This is a genomic window from Microbacterium sp. zg.B48, assembly GCF_024623505.1.
In the GTDB taxonomy this organism is placed as follows: domain Bacteria; phylum Actinomycetota; class Actinomycetes; order Actinomycetales; family Microbacteriaceae; genus Microbacterium.
Genome location: NZ_JANJFE010000019.1, coordinates 53,086 through 66,014, shown reverse-complemented (window position 1 = coordinate 66,014; position 12,929 = coordinate 53,086). Strand labels below are relative to the sequence as shown.

At 69.9% G+C, this 12,929-nt stretch carries 16 protein-coding genes; 4 read left to right on the top strand and 12 right to left on the bottom strand.

Annotated features, from left to right (window positions below; genetic code table 11):
* Positions 1-211 precede the first annotated feature (211 nt).
* Genes NQ152_RS15680 through NQ152_RS15670 form a run of 3 tightly spaced genes read left to right on the top strand, consistent with a single transcriptional unit; the run spans position 212 to position 1,673 of the window.
* Complete coding sequence (locus NQ152_RS15680; protein ID WP_257524650.1) at positions 212-826, top strand: hypothetical protein; 615 nt, start codon at positions 212-214, stop codon at positions 824-826.
* Positions 826-1,437 (top strand): hypothetical protein, encoded by a 612-nt coding sequence (locus NQ152_RS15675; protein WP_257524649.1) that lies wholly within the window; start codon positions 826-828, stop codon positions 1,435-1,437. The genes NQ152_RS15680 and NQ152_RS15675 overlap by 1 nt, the downstream gene beginning before the upstream one ends.
* Complete coding sequence (locus tag NQ152_RS15670) at positions 1,434-1,673, top strand: helix-turn-helix transcriptional regulator (RefSeq protein ID WP_257500792.1); 240 nt, start codon at positions 1,434-1,436, stop codon at positions 1,671-1,673. The genes NQ152_RS15675 and NQ152_RS15670 overlap by 4 nt, the downstream gene beginning before the upstream one ends.
* A 37-nt stretch (positions 1,674-1,710) precedes the next feature.
* On the opposite strand, the gene NQ152_RS15665 is transcribed toward NQ152_RS15670, so the two are convergent.
* The 3 genes from NQ152_RS15665 to NQ152_RS15655 all read right to left on the bottom strand — a co-directional run bounded on the left by NQ152_RS15665 (position 1,711) and on the right by NQ152_RS15655 (position 4,205).
* On the bottom strand, positions 1,711-2,430 hold the full coding sequence (locus NQ152_RS15665) for a hypothetical protein (RefSeq protein ID WP_257524648.1): 720 nt from the start codon (positions 2,428-2,430) through the stop codon (positions 1,711-1,713).
* Positions 2,431-2,500: 70 nt separating this feature from the next.
* Positions 2,501-3,964 (bottom strand): cardiolipin synthase, encoded by a 1,464-nt coding sequence (gene cls / locus NQ152_RS15660; protein ID WP_257524647.1) that lies wholly within the window; start codon positions 3,962-3,964, stop codon positions 2,501-2,503.
* A 49-nt stretch (positions 3,965-4,013) separates the two neighbouring features.
* On the bottom strand, positions 4,014-4,205 hold the full coding sequence (locus tag NQ152_RS15655) for a hypothetical protein (protein WP_257500795.1): 192 nt from the start codon (positions 4,203-4,205) through the stop codon (positions 4,014-4,016).
* A 112-nt stretch (positions 4,206-4,317) separates the two neighbouring features.
* On the opposite strand from NQ152_RS15655, the gene NQ152_RS15650 reads away from it, so the two are divergent.
* Positions 4,318-5,508: a DUF4192 domain-containing protein gene (locus tag NQ152_RS15650; RefSeq protein WP_257524646.1), complete on the top strand. Its 1,191-nt coding sequence runs from the start codon at positions 4,318-4,320 to the stop codon at positions 5,506-5,508.
* Between the two features lie 33 nt (positions 5,509-5,541).
* Here NQ152_RS15650 and lysS read toward each other — a convergent pair whose 3' ends face one another.
* The 9 genes from lysS to folE form a co-directional block, all read right to left on the bottom strand.
* A complete protein-coding gene (lysS, locus tag NQ152_RS15645; RefSeq protein WP_257524645.1) occupies positions 5,542-7,065 on the bottom strand; it encodes a lysine--tRNA ligase in 1,524 nt (507 codons plus the stop codon).
* 79 nt (positions 7,066-7,144) lie between these two features.
* A complete protein-coding gene (locus tag NQ152_RS15640) occupies positions 7,145-7,858 on the bottom strand; it encodes a Rossmann-like and DUF2520 domain-containing protein (protein WP_257524644.1) in 714 nt (237 codons plus the stop codon).
* Complete coding sequence (locus tag NQ152_RS15635) at positions 7,855-9,426, bottom strand: PH domain-containing protein (protein ID WP_257500799.1); 1,572 nt, start codon at positions 9,424-9,426, stop codon at positions 7,855-7,857. Before NQ152_RS15635 ends, NQ152_RS15640 begins: the two co-directional genes overlap by 4 nt.
* A 78-nt stretch (positions 9,427-9,504) precedes the next feature.
* Positions 9,505-10,038, bottom strand: a complete 534-nt coding sequence (locus tag NQ152_RS15630; RefSeq protein ID WP_374113608.1) for a PH domain-containing protein — start codon at positions 10,036-10,038, stop codon at positions 9,505-9,507.
* A 73-nt stretch (positions 10,039-10,111) separates the two neighbouring features.
* A complete protein-coding gene (locus NQ152_RS15625; protein WP_257524642.1) occupies positions 10,112-10,594 on the bottom strand; it encodes a DUF3180 domain-containing protein in 483 nt (160 codons plus the stop codon).
* Positions 10,591-11,124 carry a 2-amino-4-hydroxy-6-hydroxymethyldihydropteridine diphosphokinase gene (gene folK / locus NQ152_RS15620; RefSeq protein ID WP_257524641.1) on the bottom strand — a complete coding sequence of 178 codons (534 nt, stop codon included), beginning with the start codon at positions 11,122-11,124 and terminating at the stop codon, positions 10,591-10,593. The genes NQ152_RS15625 and folK overlap by 4 nt, the downstream gene beginning before the upstream one ends.
* Entirely contained in the window at positions 11,121-11,501 is a 381-nt protein-coding gene (gene folB, locus NQ152_RS15615) for a dihydroneopterin aldolase (RefSeq protein ID WP_257524640.1), read from the bottom strand. The genes folK and folB overlap by 4 nt, the downstream gene beginning before the upstream one ends.
* Before the next feature lie 11 nt (positions 11,502-11,512).
* Entirely contained in the window at positions 11,513-12,337 is an 825-nt protein-coding gene (folP, locus tag NQ152_RS15610) for a dihydropteroate synthase (RefSeq protein ID WP_257524639.1), read from the bottom strand.
* Positions 12,334-12,924 (bottom strand): GTP cyclohydrolase I, encoded by a 591-nt coding sequence (gene folE / locus NQ152_RS15605; protein WP_257500805.1) that lies wholly within the window; start codon positions 12,922-12,924, stop codon positions 12,334-12,336. The genes folP and folE overlap by 4 nt, the downstream gene beginning before the upstream one ends.
* Positions 12,925-12,929 lie beyond the last annotated feature (5 nt).

Below are 12,929 nucleotides of genomic sequence, written 5' to 3'. Positions count from 1 at the left end.
CTGGGCCAACGGGCGCACCGAGCGCCTTACATCGAGGGTAACGACGGGGGGATGCCGTTATGCCGGTGTTCGCCATGGGCATAGCGCCCGGCTACCGGGGGGGCGATCGGATATCGGCACGGGTTGACACCGGCATCCGACATGCATATCGTCTTTCGATAACAACGATTATCGATATACACACGTCGTCACGCGAAAGGGAACTCCTCGGATGACCACGCCCGAAAGCATTTCCAAGACCATGGAGCGGGGCACACTCGCTCTGTTCGTGGCTGCGGCCGCGGTCATCGGTCTGCTCCTGCTGCTGCCTCCCCTTCGTCAGATCGCCCACATGGCCGGAGGCCGCACCCCGGTGGGTCTGCTCACCGACGCGGAGGTCCCCCATGTCGGATCCGCCGGGGGTGCGGGCATCGAGTCGGCGACGTTCGAGTCCGCCTGGGTCATCGCGACCGGCCTGAGCGACTCCACCCGGGGGCTGGTCGCGGCCGGAGTGGGCTTCGGCGCACTCACCGCCGCCATCACCGCCGGAGCGGTGGCCTACTTCTTCCTCCTGCTGCTGTGGAAGCGCCCCTTCCACCGCTCCTTGGTCGTCGCGACGCAGATCGCAGGGAGTGCGCTGCTTCTGGGCAGCCTGCTCTCCGGCGGGCTGGGCGGGCTCGGACGCATGATGGCCGCCTCCGAGCTCAACCCGATCGCGGGCGATGTCTTCCTGGTGGCCTTCTCGTTCGAGCCCGGCGTCCTCCTGGCCGGGGTCGCCGTGCTCGCCCTGTCCTTCGTGTTCGACCGAGGGCAGCGCCTGCAGCGCGACACGGAAGGACTGATCTGATGAACGAGGCGATCACCCGCAGGGAGCGGGCGGACCTCATGGCTCCGCTGATCGCCGCGGTGGCGCTGGCCGTCGTGGTGGTCGTGACGACGGTGATCCGGTGGCTGGAGACGTTCACCCCGGCCGGCCTGGTGGCGGGGGTGCCCTTCCCGGGCGTCCCAGTGGACTTCTCCCCGGCAGAAGGCGAGCCGGTCACGAGCGTGCACGTGACCGCGGGAGACATCGTCGCCCGAGGAGTCAACTCCGTCTCGACAGTGTCACTGGGGCTTTCGATCGTCGTGGGAGCACTGGCCTGGTTGGCCGTGATCGCCGTGTTCGCGACGCTGGCGGTGCGGTTCCTGCACGGGCGATTCTTCGACAGGGGCAATCCCCGACTGCTCGACGCCGCGGCGTGGACCATGCTCGGCGGGGCGCTCGCGGTCTACATGCTCGAGACGTTCGGCCGGAACGGGGTGCTGGCCGCCGCGGGCCTGTCCGGATACGTCCCGCCTTCGTGGGCGGTGGCGGCGCCGTTCATCCCGATCTGGATCGCGGCGATGGCGCTGGGACTCATCTCGCTCGCGTTCCGCCGCGGCATCCGGATGCAGCGCGACAGTGAAGGACTCGTGTGACTCCCGCGGAGTCCGACGAGGACGGACCGAGCGGCATCCACTGCCGGCTGGACGAACTGCTCGAGGACAAGGGGATGACGCTGACCCGACTGTCCGAGCTGGTCGGCGTCTCGGTCGTGAACCTCTCGGTGCTCAAGAACGACCGCGCTCGGGCGATCCGCTACTCCACACTCGCTGCGATCTGCCGCGTCCTGGAGTGCCAGGTCGGCGAGCTCCTCGTCCTGCGCGAACCGTGATCGGATGCCGAGGCCGCGGCATCCGATCACACCGAGGTCAGTGCTCGCCGACGATGGGGATCCGCACGTTGTCGAACTCCGCGCCGGTCAGCACCGCGAAGGTCTCGGCGTCATCGGCCAGACCCTCGGCGACGGCGAGCACCGCACGCGGGGCCAGGTCCATCGTGCACACCTGATCCGTCGGCGGCGTGGCGAACAGGACGGTGACCTCGGACGGGCCGGAGAGGGTGACCGTCTCGACCATCGGCGCACAGGTCGAGGATCCCCACGTGAGGATCACGAACTGGCCGTCCGCATCGGTCCACCCGGCGCTGGGCGCGTAGTCGGTCGTACCGCCGGCGGTCAGGCCCGGGACACCGTCCAGATCGGTGTCGCCGCGCCACCCGTCGCCGGTGACCCGGATCTCCAGATCCTGGGTGGGGTCCACACCCGCAGGCAGCACGACCAACGACACACGGGGGCCGTAGTCCGCGGTGCAGGCGGTGTCGGCATCCGGCCCGACGAGGGTCACAGTCAGCACCGAGCCGTCGAGCGTCGCATCCTCCGCGGTGGGGACGCAACCCGAGCTGCCCTGGGTGACCAGGCCGATCATCCGCCCGTCGTCCAGCCAGGCGGCGTCGATCTCCTGCTCCTCTCCTCCCCCCGCAGCGGGGCTGGAGGACGGGGCGCCGGCGACCGGAGCAGCGCATCCGGCGAGGGCGAGGCCGGTCAGCAGCACGGCAACGGGCAGGGCGAGCAGACGGTGCGAGGCGATCATGACCCGAGTGTCCTGCATGCGACTGGACTTCGCCAGGGAATCCGGTCACAGCCGGGTCACGGCGCCGGAGCTATTGCAGCGCGGAGGTGAGGCGCGCCAGGTTGTCCAGCACGGTGGAGCGCAGGGGCTGCTTCTCCCACTCCTCCAGGGTGAGCTGGCGGCTCAGCGCACGGTAGCTCGCTTCGACGTCGCGCATCTCGGTGACGAACTGCTCTCCGCGCACGAGCATCGAGATCTCCATGTTCAGACCGAACGAGCGCATGTCCATGTTGCTGGAGCCGATGATGCCGAACCCGTCGTCGATCGTCATCGACTTGCTGTGCAGGATGTAGGGCTTGCGGTACATCCAGATCTTCACTCCTGCGCGCAGCAGCACCTCGTAGTAGCTGCGCTGGGCGTGGTAGACGATCGCCTGATCGCCCTCCTCGGAGACGAACAACTCCACGTGCAGCCCACGATGGCAGGCGGTGGTGATCGCGAGGAGAAGCGCTTCGTCCGGCACGAAGTAGGGGCTGACGATGATCACCTTGCGCTGGGCGTAGTAGATCAGTGCGAGGAACAGCCGCAGATTGTTCTCGAATTCGAAACCGGGGCCGGAGGGGATGATCTGGCAGTCCAGATCCCCGGGCCCGGAGGACACATTGAACAGGTCGATCTCGTCGGTGAGGATCTCACCGGTCTCGCTGAACCAGTCCGAGAGGAAGACGGCGTTCACCGAAGCGACGACCGGTCCCTCCAGCCGGGCCATCAGGTCGACCCAGTGCAGACCGCGTTTGATGTTCTTCTTCAGGTTGTAGGTGGAGTCCGTGACGTTCTGAGACCCCATGAAGGCGACGTTGCCGTCGATCACCAGAAGCTTGCGGTGGTTGCGCAGATCGGGCCGCTGATATTTGCCCTTGAACGGCTGCACCGGCAGCATCAGGTGCCATTGGGCCCCCATCGCATCCAGCCGCTTCAAGGTCTCCTTGTAGAACGGCTTGCCGCGGTTGGCCCAGTGATCCAGCAGCACCCGCACCGTGACCCCGCGCGCGGCGACCTCCTCCATCGCACGGAACAGATTGTCCGTGGACGGGTCGGTCTGCAGGATGTAGAACTCGATGTGCACGTACCGGGTGGCCCGCCGGATGGCCGCGGCCATCTCGTCCAGACTCTGCTGGTAGTCCGAGATCAGGTGCGCCGCGTTGTCGCCGGCCAAGGGCATCGCGCCGAGGTTGCGGTTGAGCGTCACCAGCGAGGTGAACCAGTCCGGGGCGTGCGGGCGCAGCGTCCCGAAATCCAGCGAGGCGCTCGTGTCCTGGATGTACGTGTTGATCTGCTGCTGCATGCGGCGGCGTTTGCGCGGAAGCCGCGGATTGCCGATGAGCAGGAAGAGGAAGACCCCGATCAGGGGGATGAAGTAGATCGCCAGCAGCCATGCCATCGCTGCGGTCGGGCGGCGGTTGCGCGGCACGATGATGACTGCCGCGATGCGGATGGCGATGTCCGTGACGAAGACGAGGATCAGCCACCACGTCGCGTCGAACGTGACAGTCATCAAGTGGCCTCCCCCGCCCGGACGTTCCCCCAGCGTACGGGAGAACGACTCAGCGCTCGGACGCCGCCGACGGCGCCGGGGGCAGACCCCGCTTGGCCCGCTCCTGCGCCTCCACCCGCGCGTACACGCGACGCTCGGTGCGGTCGCTGCGCAGGATGCTGCGGAGGATGAAGAAGAACAGCCCGCTCACCACGACCGTGGGCAGCAGCGACCAGAACACCGCGACCCAGTAGCTATCCATGCCTCCAGGATACCGTCCAGCGGTTCCTCCCCACCCCGGTGCGGCCACCGACCCTTCCCCAGTGCGGACCCAAGCCCGTTCGCGCCGGCCCGGGACGACCCAAGCTCGACTCATGACCACGACCGTCACAGCCGCGAATGCGGCGCAATTCCTCTCCTTCGTGCCCCAGATGCTCGGCTATCACCCCACCCGCAGCCTCGTTCTGGTTCCCTTCTCCGGGTCGCGGAGCATCGGTGCGATGCGGTTCGATCTGCCCGGCACTGCCGACCTCGACGACCTGGATCGGTTCACCGCGACCCTGGTGGGCATGGTCTGCCGCTTGCCCGACGCGGAGGCGGTGGCCGCGGTTGCGTACACCGACGCTGTCTTCGCCGCCGCGGGACTGCCGCACCGCGATCTGATCACAGCGCTCGAACGCCGTGCCGACGCGTGCGGCATCCGGCTGACCGACGCGCTGTGCGTCGCGGCGGACGGCTGGGGCTCCGCGTTCGATCCATCGTGCCCGCCGTCCGGCCGTGCCCTGGCCGAGCTCGGCGCGGCGCCCGAGAGTGCCGCAGAGCTGTCGGTGACCGCGGGAGATCAGGCCACCGGCGCCGAGCTGCCGCGCGTCCCGCGGGATGAGAGGGCGCGAACGGCCGACGCGCTCGCGTCGCTGGAGGATGCGGTCAGGCTGCTGTGCGGTCCGGACTCCGGTGCGCGGCGACCAGGCGGGACGGCATCCGGGGACGGGCGGACGGATGCCGCGGCATCCGTGGCCGGATCCGCAGACCAGCACCGCGTCGATCCCCGCGCGCTGGCCGCTGTGTGCACGCTGGATGATCTCCCGACGCTGTTCGAGGAGTCGCTGGGGTGGGATCCCGGATGTCTGGCCCCGTTCCAGGCGGCGGCACTGGTGTGGTGCCTCGGGCGCCCCGCGCTGCGCGACATCGCGCTCGTCCAGTGGAGCGGCGGCATGGCTGCGGGCGATGAAGCCCTGGATGCGCAGCTGCGCTGGGAGGCGGGTGAGGAGTACCCCGCCCATCTGGCGATGCAGATGTGGGGAGAGGGCGAGCGGCCGGATCCCGACCGGCTCGAAGCGGCGCTCGCCCTCTCTCGACGCATCGCGGCGGCCGCACCGCGCGCGGAGCGGCCGGGACCCCTCGCCACGTGCGCGTGGCTGGCGTGGGCGCTGGGCCGCTCCACCCACGCCGAGAGCTACGCGGCGCGGGCATGCCGGATCGAGCCGGAGCACGGGCTGGCCGAGATCGTGCGCTCCTTCGTCTATGCCGGGCATCTGCCGGACTGGGCGTTCCGGCGCGGGTGACGCGTGCCGCCTGGCTCGCCGCGCGGTGCGGTGCTACTTCACCAGCGGGAAGAGGATCGTCTCGCGGATGCCGAGACCGGTGATCGCCATCAGCAGACGGTCGATGCCCATCCCCAGGCCGCCCGACGGCGGCATCCCGTGCTCGAGAGCGCGGAGGAACTCCTCGTCCACGCGCATGGCTTCCACGTCACCGCGTGCGGCGAGCTTGGCCTGCTCGGTGAACCGCTCGCGCTGGATGACGGGATCGACGAGCTCCGAGTAACCGGTCGCAAGTTCGAAACCGCGGACGTAAAGGTCCCACTTCTCCACCACGCCCGGGATCGAGCGGTGCTCGCGCACCAGCGGGCTGGTGTCCAGCGGGAAGTCCATGACGAAGGTCGGACGCACCAGGCCGGGCTTGACGAAATGCTCCCACAGCTCCTCGACGAGCTTGCCGTGCGTGGCCAGCGGCGGCTCCTCGATGCCCTCGCGGGCCACGAGCGCCCGGAGGTCCTCGACCGAGGTCTGGGGCGTGATCGGGACACCGGATGCCGCCGACAGCGAGTCGTACATCGAGATGCGGTCCCACTGGCCGCCGAGGTCGTACTCGGTCCCGTCCGCCCAGGTGACGGTGGTGGAGCCGGCCACGGCCACAGCCGCGTTCTGGACGAGGTCCTGCGTCAGGTCGGCGATGCCGTTGTAGTCGGAGTACGCCTCGTAGGACTCGAGCATCGCGAACTCCGGACTGTGGGTGGAGTCGGCTCCCTCGTTGCGGAAGTTGCGGTTGATCTCGAACACCCGGTCGAGCCCGCCGACGACGGCGCGCTTGAGGAACAGCTCCGGAGCGATGCGCAGGTACAGCTCGGTGTCGAACGCGTTCGAGTGGGTCACGAAGGGGCGGGCAGATGCGCCGCCGTGCTGGACCTGCAGCATCGGCGTTTCGACCTCGATGTAGCCGCGGTCGGTGAACGTCTGGCGCAGGGACGCGTTGACCTTCGCGCGCGCGCGCACCGTCTCCCGTGCCCGGTCGCGCACGATCAGATCCAGGTACCGGCTGCGCACGCGGCTCTCCTCGGAGAGCTCGCTGTACATGTTGGGCAGGGGCAGGATCGCCTTGGCGGCGATCTGCCAGTCCGACACCATGATGGACAGCTCCCCGCGACGGCTGGAGATGACCTCACCGCGCACGAAGACGTGGTCGCCCAGGTCGACCAGGTCCTTCCAGCGCTGCAGCGACTCCTCGCCTACGCCGGCGAGCGAGACCATCGCCTGGATGCGACTGCCGTCTCCGGCCTGCAGCGTCGCGAAGCACAGCTTGCCGGTGTTGCGGCTGAAGATCACGCGACCGGCGACGGCCGCGGTCACACCGGTCTCGGCGCCGGCTTCCAGCTCGCCGAAACGGGCGCGAAGCGCGGGGATGGTGTCGGTGATCGGCACGGCGACCGGATACGCGCCTCCCGCGGCATCCGGCCGTTCGGCGATCAGCCGCTCGCGCTTGGCCAGTCGCACGGCCTTCTGCTCGAAGACGTCCTCCTCGGTCGGCTCGTTCGCGTCGGCGGGCGCAGGCGTAGTGCTCATCGTTTCGGGCTCCTCGGAAGTCGGCCCAAGTCTATCCGCGCGCACGCAGCGACCTCGCGGCCCCCGGTCGGCGCCGGCATCAGCCCTCCATCGCGGTCGTCGGATCGTCGGTGGCCGCGGAGCCCGCTTCGGACAGTGCCTGATCGACGGTGGAGTGCACGAGCGCGGAAAGGTACCGGCCGGGGTCGGGAACACCCGCCTCGGCCAGCAGCCGCGTGGACTGGCGGACGATGGACTGGGAGAACTCGGTGGCGGTCTCGAGGGCCTCCGCGTACGCGGCGCGCGATTCCTCGGCGACGACGACCGGCTCGCAGCCGAGTTCGACGGCGAGCGCCTGGGCGATCGGCAGCACGGGTGCCGGCGCGGTGACGGCCGCATACGCCTGGGAGAGCTGACGCAGATCCATCGAGGTTCCACTGAACGCCACTGCGGGGTGCACCGCGAGCGGGATCGCGCCCTTCGCGGCGGCCGGCGCGAGGACGCCGATGCCGTACGCGGGATCGGTGTGCATGACGAGCTGGCCCGGCTGCCACGCGTTCAGGTCGGCCAGTCCGGCGACCAGTCCGGGCAACTCCTCGTGGGGTACGGCGATGACGACCAGCTCACTGCGGCGGACGACCTCGAGCGCATCCAGGACGGGCACGCCGGGCAGGATCGCCTCGACGCGTTCTTCGTCCGAGCCGCGGGTGATCCCCACCACCGCATGTCCGGCCCCGCCGAGGGCGGCGCCCACGACCGGTCCCACCCGACCGGCGCCGATGATGCCGACGCCGAGCCGGCCGTCGCGCCTCACCGTGCGCCTCCCGGTTCCGCGACCGGCTCGGATGCCGCCGCGTCGCCCGCCCAGCGATGGCTGCGGTCGGTTGCGGCCGCGGCCACCGCCGCAGCTTCGGCGTCGTCGAAGAGTGCGAGCGCGGCATCCCGGTCCAGCACCCCCAGGCGGCCGGACACCCGGCCCGCGATCGTATGGGCGCGGATGCCGGCGACCGACAGGGTCCGATCGATCGGACCCTGCTCGATGCCGACGCTCTGCAGCCGGGCGAGCGGGAACACGGCCAGCTTGCGCCAGATCAGGCCACGCCGCAGCAGCAGTGCCTGCGGGAGCAGCAGGAAGCCGTTGCGCTTCCAGGACAGCGGACGCAGCAGGCGCGCCCGCCGCGGTGTGTTCGTGTAGGGGTCGTCCGGTCTGGGCCCGAGGACCCCGTGCTCGAACACGAGCGGCCAATCGCTCTCCGGCAACGTGGGCAGCAGCAGACGCATCACGCGCTCGACATCCTGGCGGGTGCCGACCGGCAGGACGGTGGTGAACTGATCCGCGTTGGCGTCGGCGATGCCGCGCCCGGAGAGCCGGTTGACCGTGATCGACCACCACCCGAACGGCCGCCAGAGGATCGACTGGTCCACTTCGACCGCGTGCACGCGTCCGGGCGGGAGGATCTCGGTGATGGTGGTGAACAGGCCGAACGTGATGCGCACTCCGCTGGGCGTCGGGGCGATCGAATAGCGCAGCGACCGCGTGATGGTGCGCACCCAGTACGCCCCGAATCCGAGGAGCGCGGGCACCAGGCTGAACAGCACCCACGGGGTGCCGGCGATGGACCCCACGATGATCGCGACGACGATGGCCAGCAGCCACAGCGTCGAGGTGCTCAGCAGGCGTGAGGCGATGAGGCGCCCGACGGGGATGTGCACGACCGACTCGGGTTCCCTGACCGGCTCCTCCGCACCCGTGATGATGCCGCTGATTCCGGCGCTGACCACGGATGCCGCGTTCGCGACCCGCGATGCGTGCGGAGCGGAGCCGGGGCCGGGTGCGCCCGCCGGACGGCGCCCGGATGCGAGCCGGAGGATGTCTGCCCGCACCGCCTCGGCGTTCGGGGTGGACAGGTATTCGAGCTTGACGTTCGAGTCCAGACCCGCGCCGACCACTTCGAGCTTCGCCATGCCGACCAGCCGGGCGAACATCGGACGCGTGAGGTTGACACCCTGCACGCGATCCAGCGGTGCCCGCCGATGGGTCCGGAACAGCACGCCGCTGCGCACTTCGACGTCGTCGCCGGTGATGCGGAACGTGTGGAATCGCCACGACAGGTAGAACAGGCCGATGAGCACGAACAGGATCGCCAGTAGCGCAAGCCCGGCGACGAGGACGAGGTTGTTGGCGACGATGAAATCGATGGGGTCACCACCCTGCATCTCCTCCACCTCGATGTCGATGTCGTCGTCGAGCCAGGGCACGAAGATGAAGACCAGGCGGTCGCGCAGGTTCGCGATCACGACACCGGCGATGACCACCAGGAACAGCCCGCCGCGGAAGAGCGGGGTCAGCGGATGCAGGCGGTGCCATTCGCCGTCGGTCAACGAGGGAGCCGCGGGGCCGGGCACGCCGGCCGGAGCCGACGGCGGATCGCTCGGCGGAAGCGGAGGCTGCGCGTGCACCTACAGACCCGTCCGACGCGTCTCGGCCACGTCCACGAGCGTGTCGCGCAAGCGCTCCGCGGCCTCCTGCTTGAGCCCGGGGATGACGACGCCGGTGGATGCCGCGGCGGTCACCAGCTTGAGCTGAGCGATGCCGAAACCGCGGTCCAGCGGGCCGTGCGTGATGTCCACGAGCTGCATCCGCCCATACGGCACGGCGACCACCCGTTGCCACAGGATGCCGCGACGGAACACCAGGTCGTCGCGGCGCAGCTGATATCCGTAGGCGCGCGCCTGACGAGGCGTGATCACGATCGTCCAGATGAGGATGACCAGGAAGATCCCGCCCGGGATCCACGCCCACCACTGGTGCCACACCAGAGTCAGCAGCAGCATGGCCGCCAGGACCAGGACAGCGAGCGCGCCCGTGGAGATCAGCTGCACCCACACGTATTGACGGGCCAGCTGATGCCACGTGCCGTCGCCGAGCGGAAGCCGGCCCTCCGCGCGCGGTTCGCGGATCGACGAGTACGTGCCGGAATCCAGGACGTCCAGCGACGCGGCGTCTTTCGGCGGGACGGGCTGGTCCGCGTGCGCGGCGGAGCCGGGCTGCGCCGGGAGCGGCTCGCTACGTGGCGAGTCCGGGGTCGTCGCCTCCGGGCTGTTCGTCATCGTCGTCCTTCCGGATCGTGCAGAGATGCTCGGCATACAAGCCTGCGGCCGCCAGCAGTGCACCGCAGACGAGGGTCGCGATGATGGCGCCCAACGAGCCTACCGAGGGAGAAACCGGGCGGGTCAGCAGGAACAGCGCCAGACCACCGGCGAGGCCGCCGACGGCGGCTCCGACGATGCTCGACGCCTTCGCCAGCATGGCGATGCGCAGCGCCCAGAACGGGTTGACCGGCTGACCGTGCACTCCCCGCGTCGCACGGCGGATGGGCAGCGCGAGCGCCACGACGATTCCGCCGAGCAGCACCAGGAAGATCGGCAGTGTGATGGAGGGGATGAAGGTCGCCCGGCCCGCGGCGGTGAGCCCCTGGTCCAACAGGAACCCGAGGGCGACTCCGATGGCCGCCGCGATCAGCAGGATGCCGGCCCCGGTTCGTCTCACGAGCCGCTCCGCAGCCGATCCAGGACCGCGTCCACCCTGCCGTGACCGGGCAGTTCCGCATCCGGATCGATCGTCAGCCACGGTTGGAGCACGAAGTCGCGCTCAGCGGCCCGTGGATGCGGCAGGGTCAGCAAGACGTCTTCGCTGATCACCGCGCCGTAGGAGATGAGGTCCAGATCCAGCGTCCGATCCCCCCACCGCTGGTGCCGCTCACGCCCGTGGCGGGTCTCGATCCGGTGCAGGAACGCCATCAGCAGGGACGGCGCGAGCCGCGTGGTCACCAGCGCGACGGCGTTCAGGTACGCCGGGGCCGCGGCATCCGGGCCCTCCGGCGTGACGGCCACCGACTCCACCGGCGCGGACGCGCGCACCTCGTCCACCAGCGGCAGCCGCCGCAGGTCCTGGATCGCCGCCTCGAGAGTCGCCGCGCGGTCGCCCAGGTTGGCACCGAGGGCGACGACCGCCCGCACCGGCCCGGGATCGGTCCGGTGCGGGTCGGTGTCGATTCCCTCGGCGAGTCGGCGGCTCACGGGCGGGAGTCCGGTCGGCTGCGGCGGATCGTGACCGAAACGTCGGCGAACTGCAGCGGGATGGGCGCTTCAGGCTTGTGCACCGTCACCGCGACCATGCGCACCCCGTCGTAACGGAGCAATGCGTCGGCGATGCGCTCGGCGAGCGTCTCGAGCAGGTTGACGGGCTCTCCGGCGACGATGGCGGCGATCTGCTCGGCCGCCTCGCCGTAGTGCACCGTATCGACGACATCGTCGCTGGCCGCCGCCGTCGTGGTGCTGACGTGGAGCGTCGCGTCGACGATGAAGTACTGGCCGTCCCGGCGCTCACTCTCGTACACCCCGTGCCGACCGAACACCCGCAGGCCGGTCAGCGTGATCTCGTCCGCGACGTCCATCGAATTCTCCCTCAGGCTCGGCGTGCGGCAGGGTGCCACCACTCATCGGCGATCCGCAGTGCGTCCCGCGTCCCGACCACATCATGCACTCGGACCGCCCACGCGTCCGCCTGAGCCGACAGAACACTCGTGATCGCGGTGGCAAGATCGCGGCGCGACTCCGAGACATCGTCAGCGGCATCCGCGCTGAGCGCCTCGGCCAGGAAGCGCTTGCGGCTGGTGCCCACCAGCACACGGTGCCCGAGGCCGGCGATGCGCGGCAGCGCTGTGAGCACGTCCCAGTTCTGTGCGCCCTTCTTGCCGAACCCGATCCCCGGGTCCACGATCACCCGTGCGGGGGGGATGCCGGCAACGGCAGCCGCCTGCACCCGCTCGGACAGCTCCCTGAGCACCTCCACGACGACGTCTGCGTATTCGGCACGCGCGTACATGTCCGTGGACGGGCCGCGCCAGTGGCCGATCACGAGGTCGGCGCCCGTCGAGGCGACCGCCGCGAGCAGATCCGGGTCCGCAAGTCCGCCCGAGACGTCGTTCACGATGCGAGCACCGGCCTGCGCCGCAGCCAGGGCGGTGGAGGCGTTCATCGTGTCGATGCTCACCGCGATGCCCGCGTCGGCCAGTGCTCGGACGACCGGCAGCACACGCTCCTGCTCGATCCGCGGGGCGACTCGCTCCGCGCCCGGACGGGTGGACTCGCCCCCCACGTCGAGGATGTGCGCTCCCTGCGAACGCAGCAGCAGACCATGCGCGATCGCCGCATCCGGGTCCACGAAGCGGCCGCCGTCGCTGAATGAGTCCGGGGTGACGTTGACGATCCCCATGATGAGGGTGCTCATCCGCGCGGCGCTCCGAGCAGCGCGATCAACTCCGCCCGGGCGGCGGGTTCGGACAGTTCCCCGCGGGCGGCGATGGTGACGGTCGAGGCCTCGGTCTGCCGCTCACCGCGCATCGTGACGCACTCGTGGCTGGCGTCGAGGACGACCAGCACACCGCGGGCGTCCAGAGAATCGGCGATCGTGTCGGCGATCTGCTCGCCGAGGCGCTCCTGCACCTGCGGACGGGACGCCAGGATGTCCACGACCTTCGGCAGTGCGCCCAGTCCGACGACCTGTTCCCCGGGCAGATAGGCGATGTGCGCGTGGCCGCGGAACGGAAGCAGGTGGTGCTCGCACACCGACCGGAAGCGGATGTCGCGGAGCATGACCGCACCCGAGGGCAGCGTGTCAGGCGCGGGGCCGCGTGCGATCGAGATCGTGTGCGCGAGGGGCGCGGCAGGATCCACGCCCACGCCGGAGAAGAACTCCGCATAGGCGTCTGCGACCCGCTGCGGGGTCAGATGCAGGCCGGGGCGTTCGGGGTCCTCACCGATCGCCGCCAGCAGCTCGCGAACGAGCGCAGCGACGCGCTCACGATCGACGGCCACAGGCC

Excerpts from the sequence above, each read along its gene's own strand:
- NQ152_RS15680 (WP_257524650.1), top strand. The coding sequence starts at position 212 with ATGACCACGCCCGAAAGCATTTCCAAGACCATGGAGCGGGGCACACTC.
- cls (WP_257524647.1), bottom strand. The coding sequence starts at position 3,964 with ATGACTGTCACGTTCGACGCGACGTGGTGGCTGATCCTCGTCTTCGTC.
- folP (WP_257524639.1), bottom strand. The coding sequence starts at position 12,337 with ATGAGCACCCTCATCATGGGGATCGTCAACGTCACCCCGGACTCATTC.
- lysS (WP_257524645.1), bottom strand. The coding sequence starts at position 7,065 with ATGAGCACTACGCCTGCGCCCGCCGACGCGAACGAGCCGACCGAGGAG.
- NQ152_RS15665 (WP_257524648.1), bottom strand. The coding sequence starts at position 2,430 with ATGATCGCCTCGCACCGTCTGCTCGCCCTGCCCGTTGCCGTGCTGCTG.
- NQ152_RS15650 (WP_257524646.1), top strand. The coding sequence starts at position 4,318 with ATGACCACGACCGTCACAGCCGCGAATGCGGCGCAATTCCTCTCCTTC.
- NQ152_RS15675 (WP_257524649.1), top strand. The coding sequence starts at position 826 with ATGAACGAGGCGATCACCCGCAGGGAGCGGGCGGACCTCATGGCTCCG.
- NQ152_RS15655 (WP_257500795.1), bottom strand. The coding sequence starts at position 4,205 with ATGGATAGCTACTGGGTCGCGGTGTTCTGGTCGCTGCTGCCCACGGTC.
- folB (WP_257524640.1), bottom strand. The coding sequence starts at position 11,501 with ATGGACGTCGCGGACGAGATCACGCTGACCGGCCTGCGGGTGTTCGGT.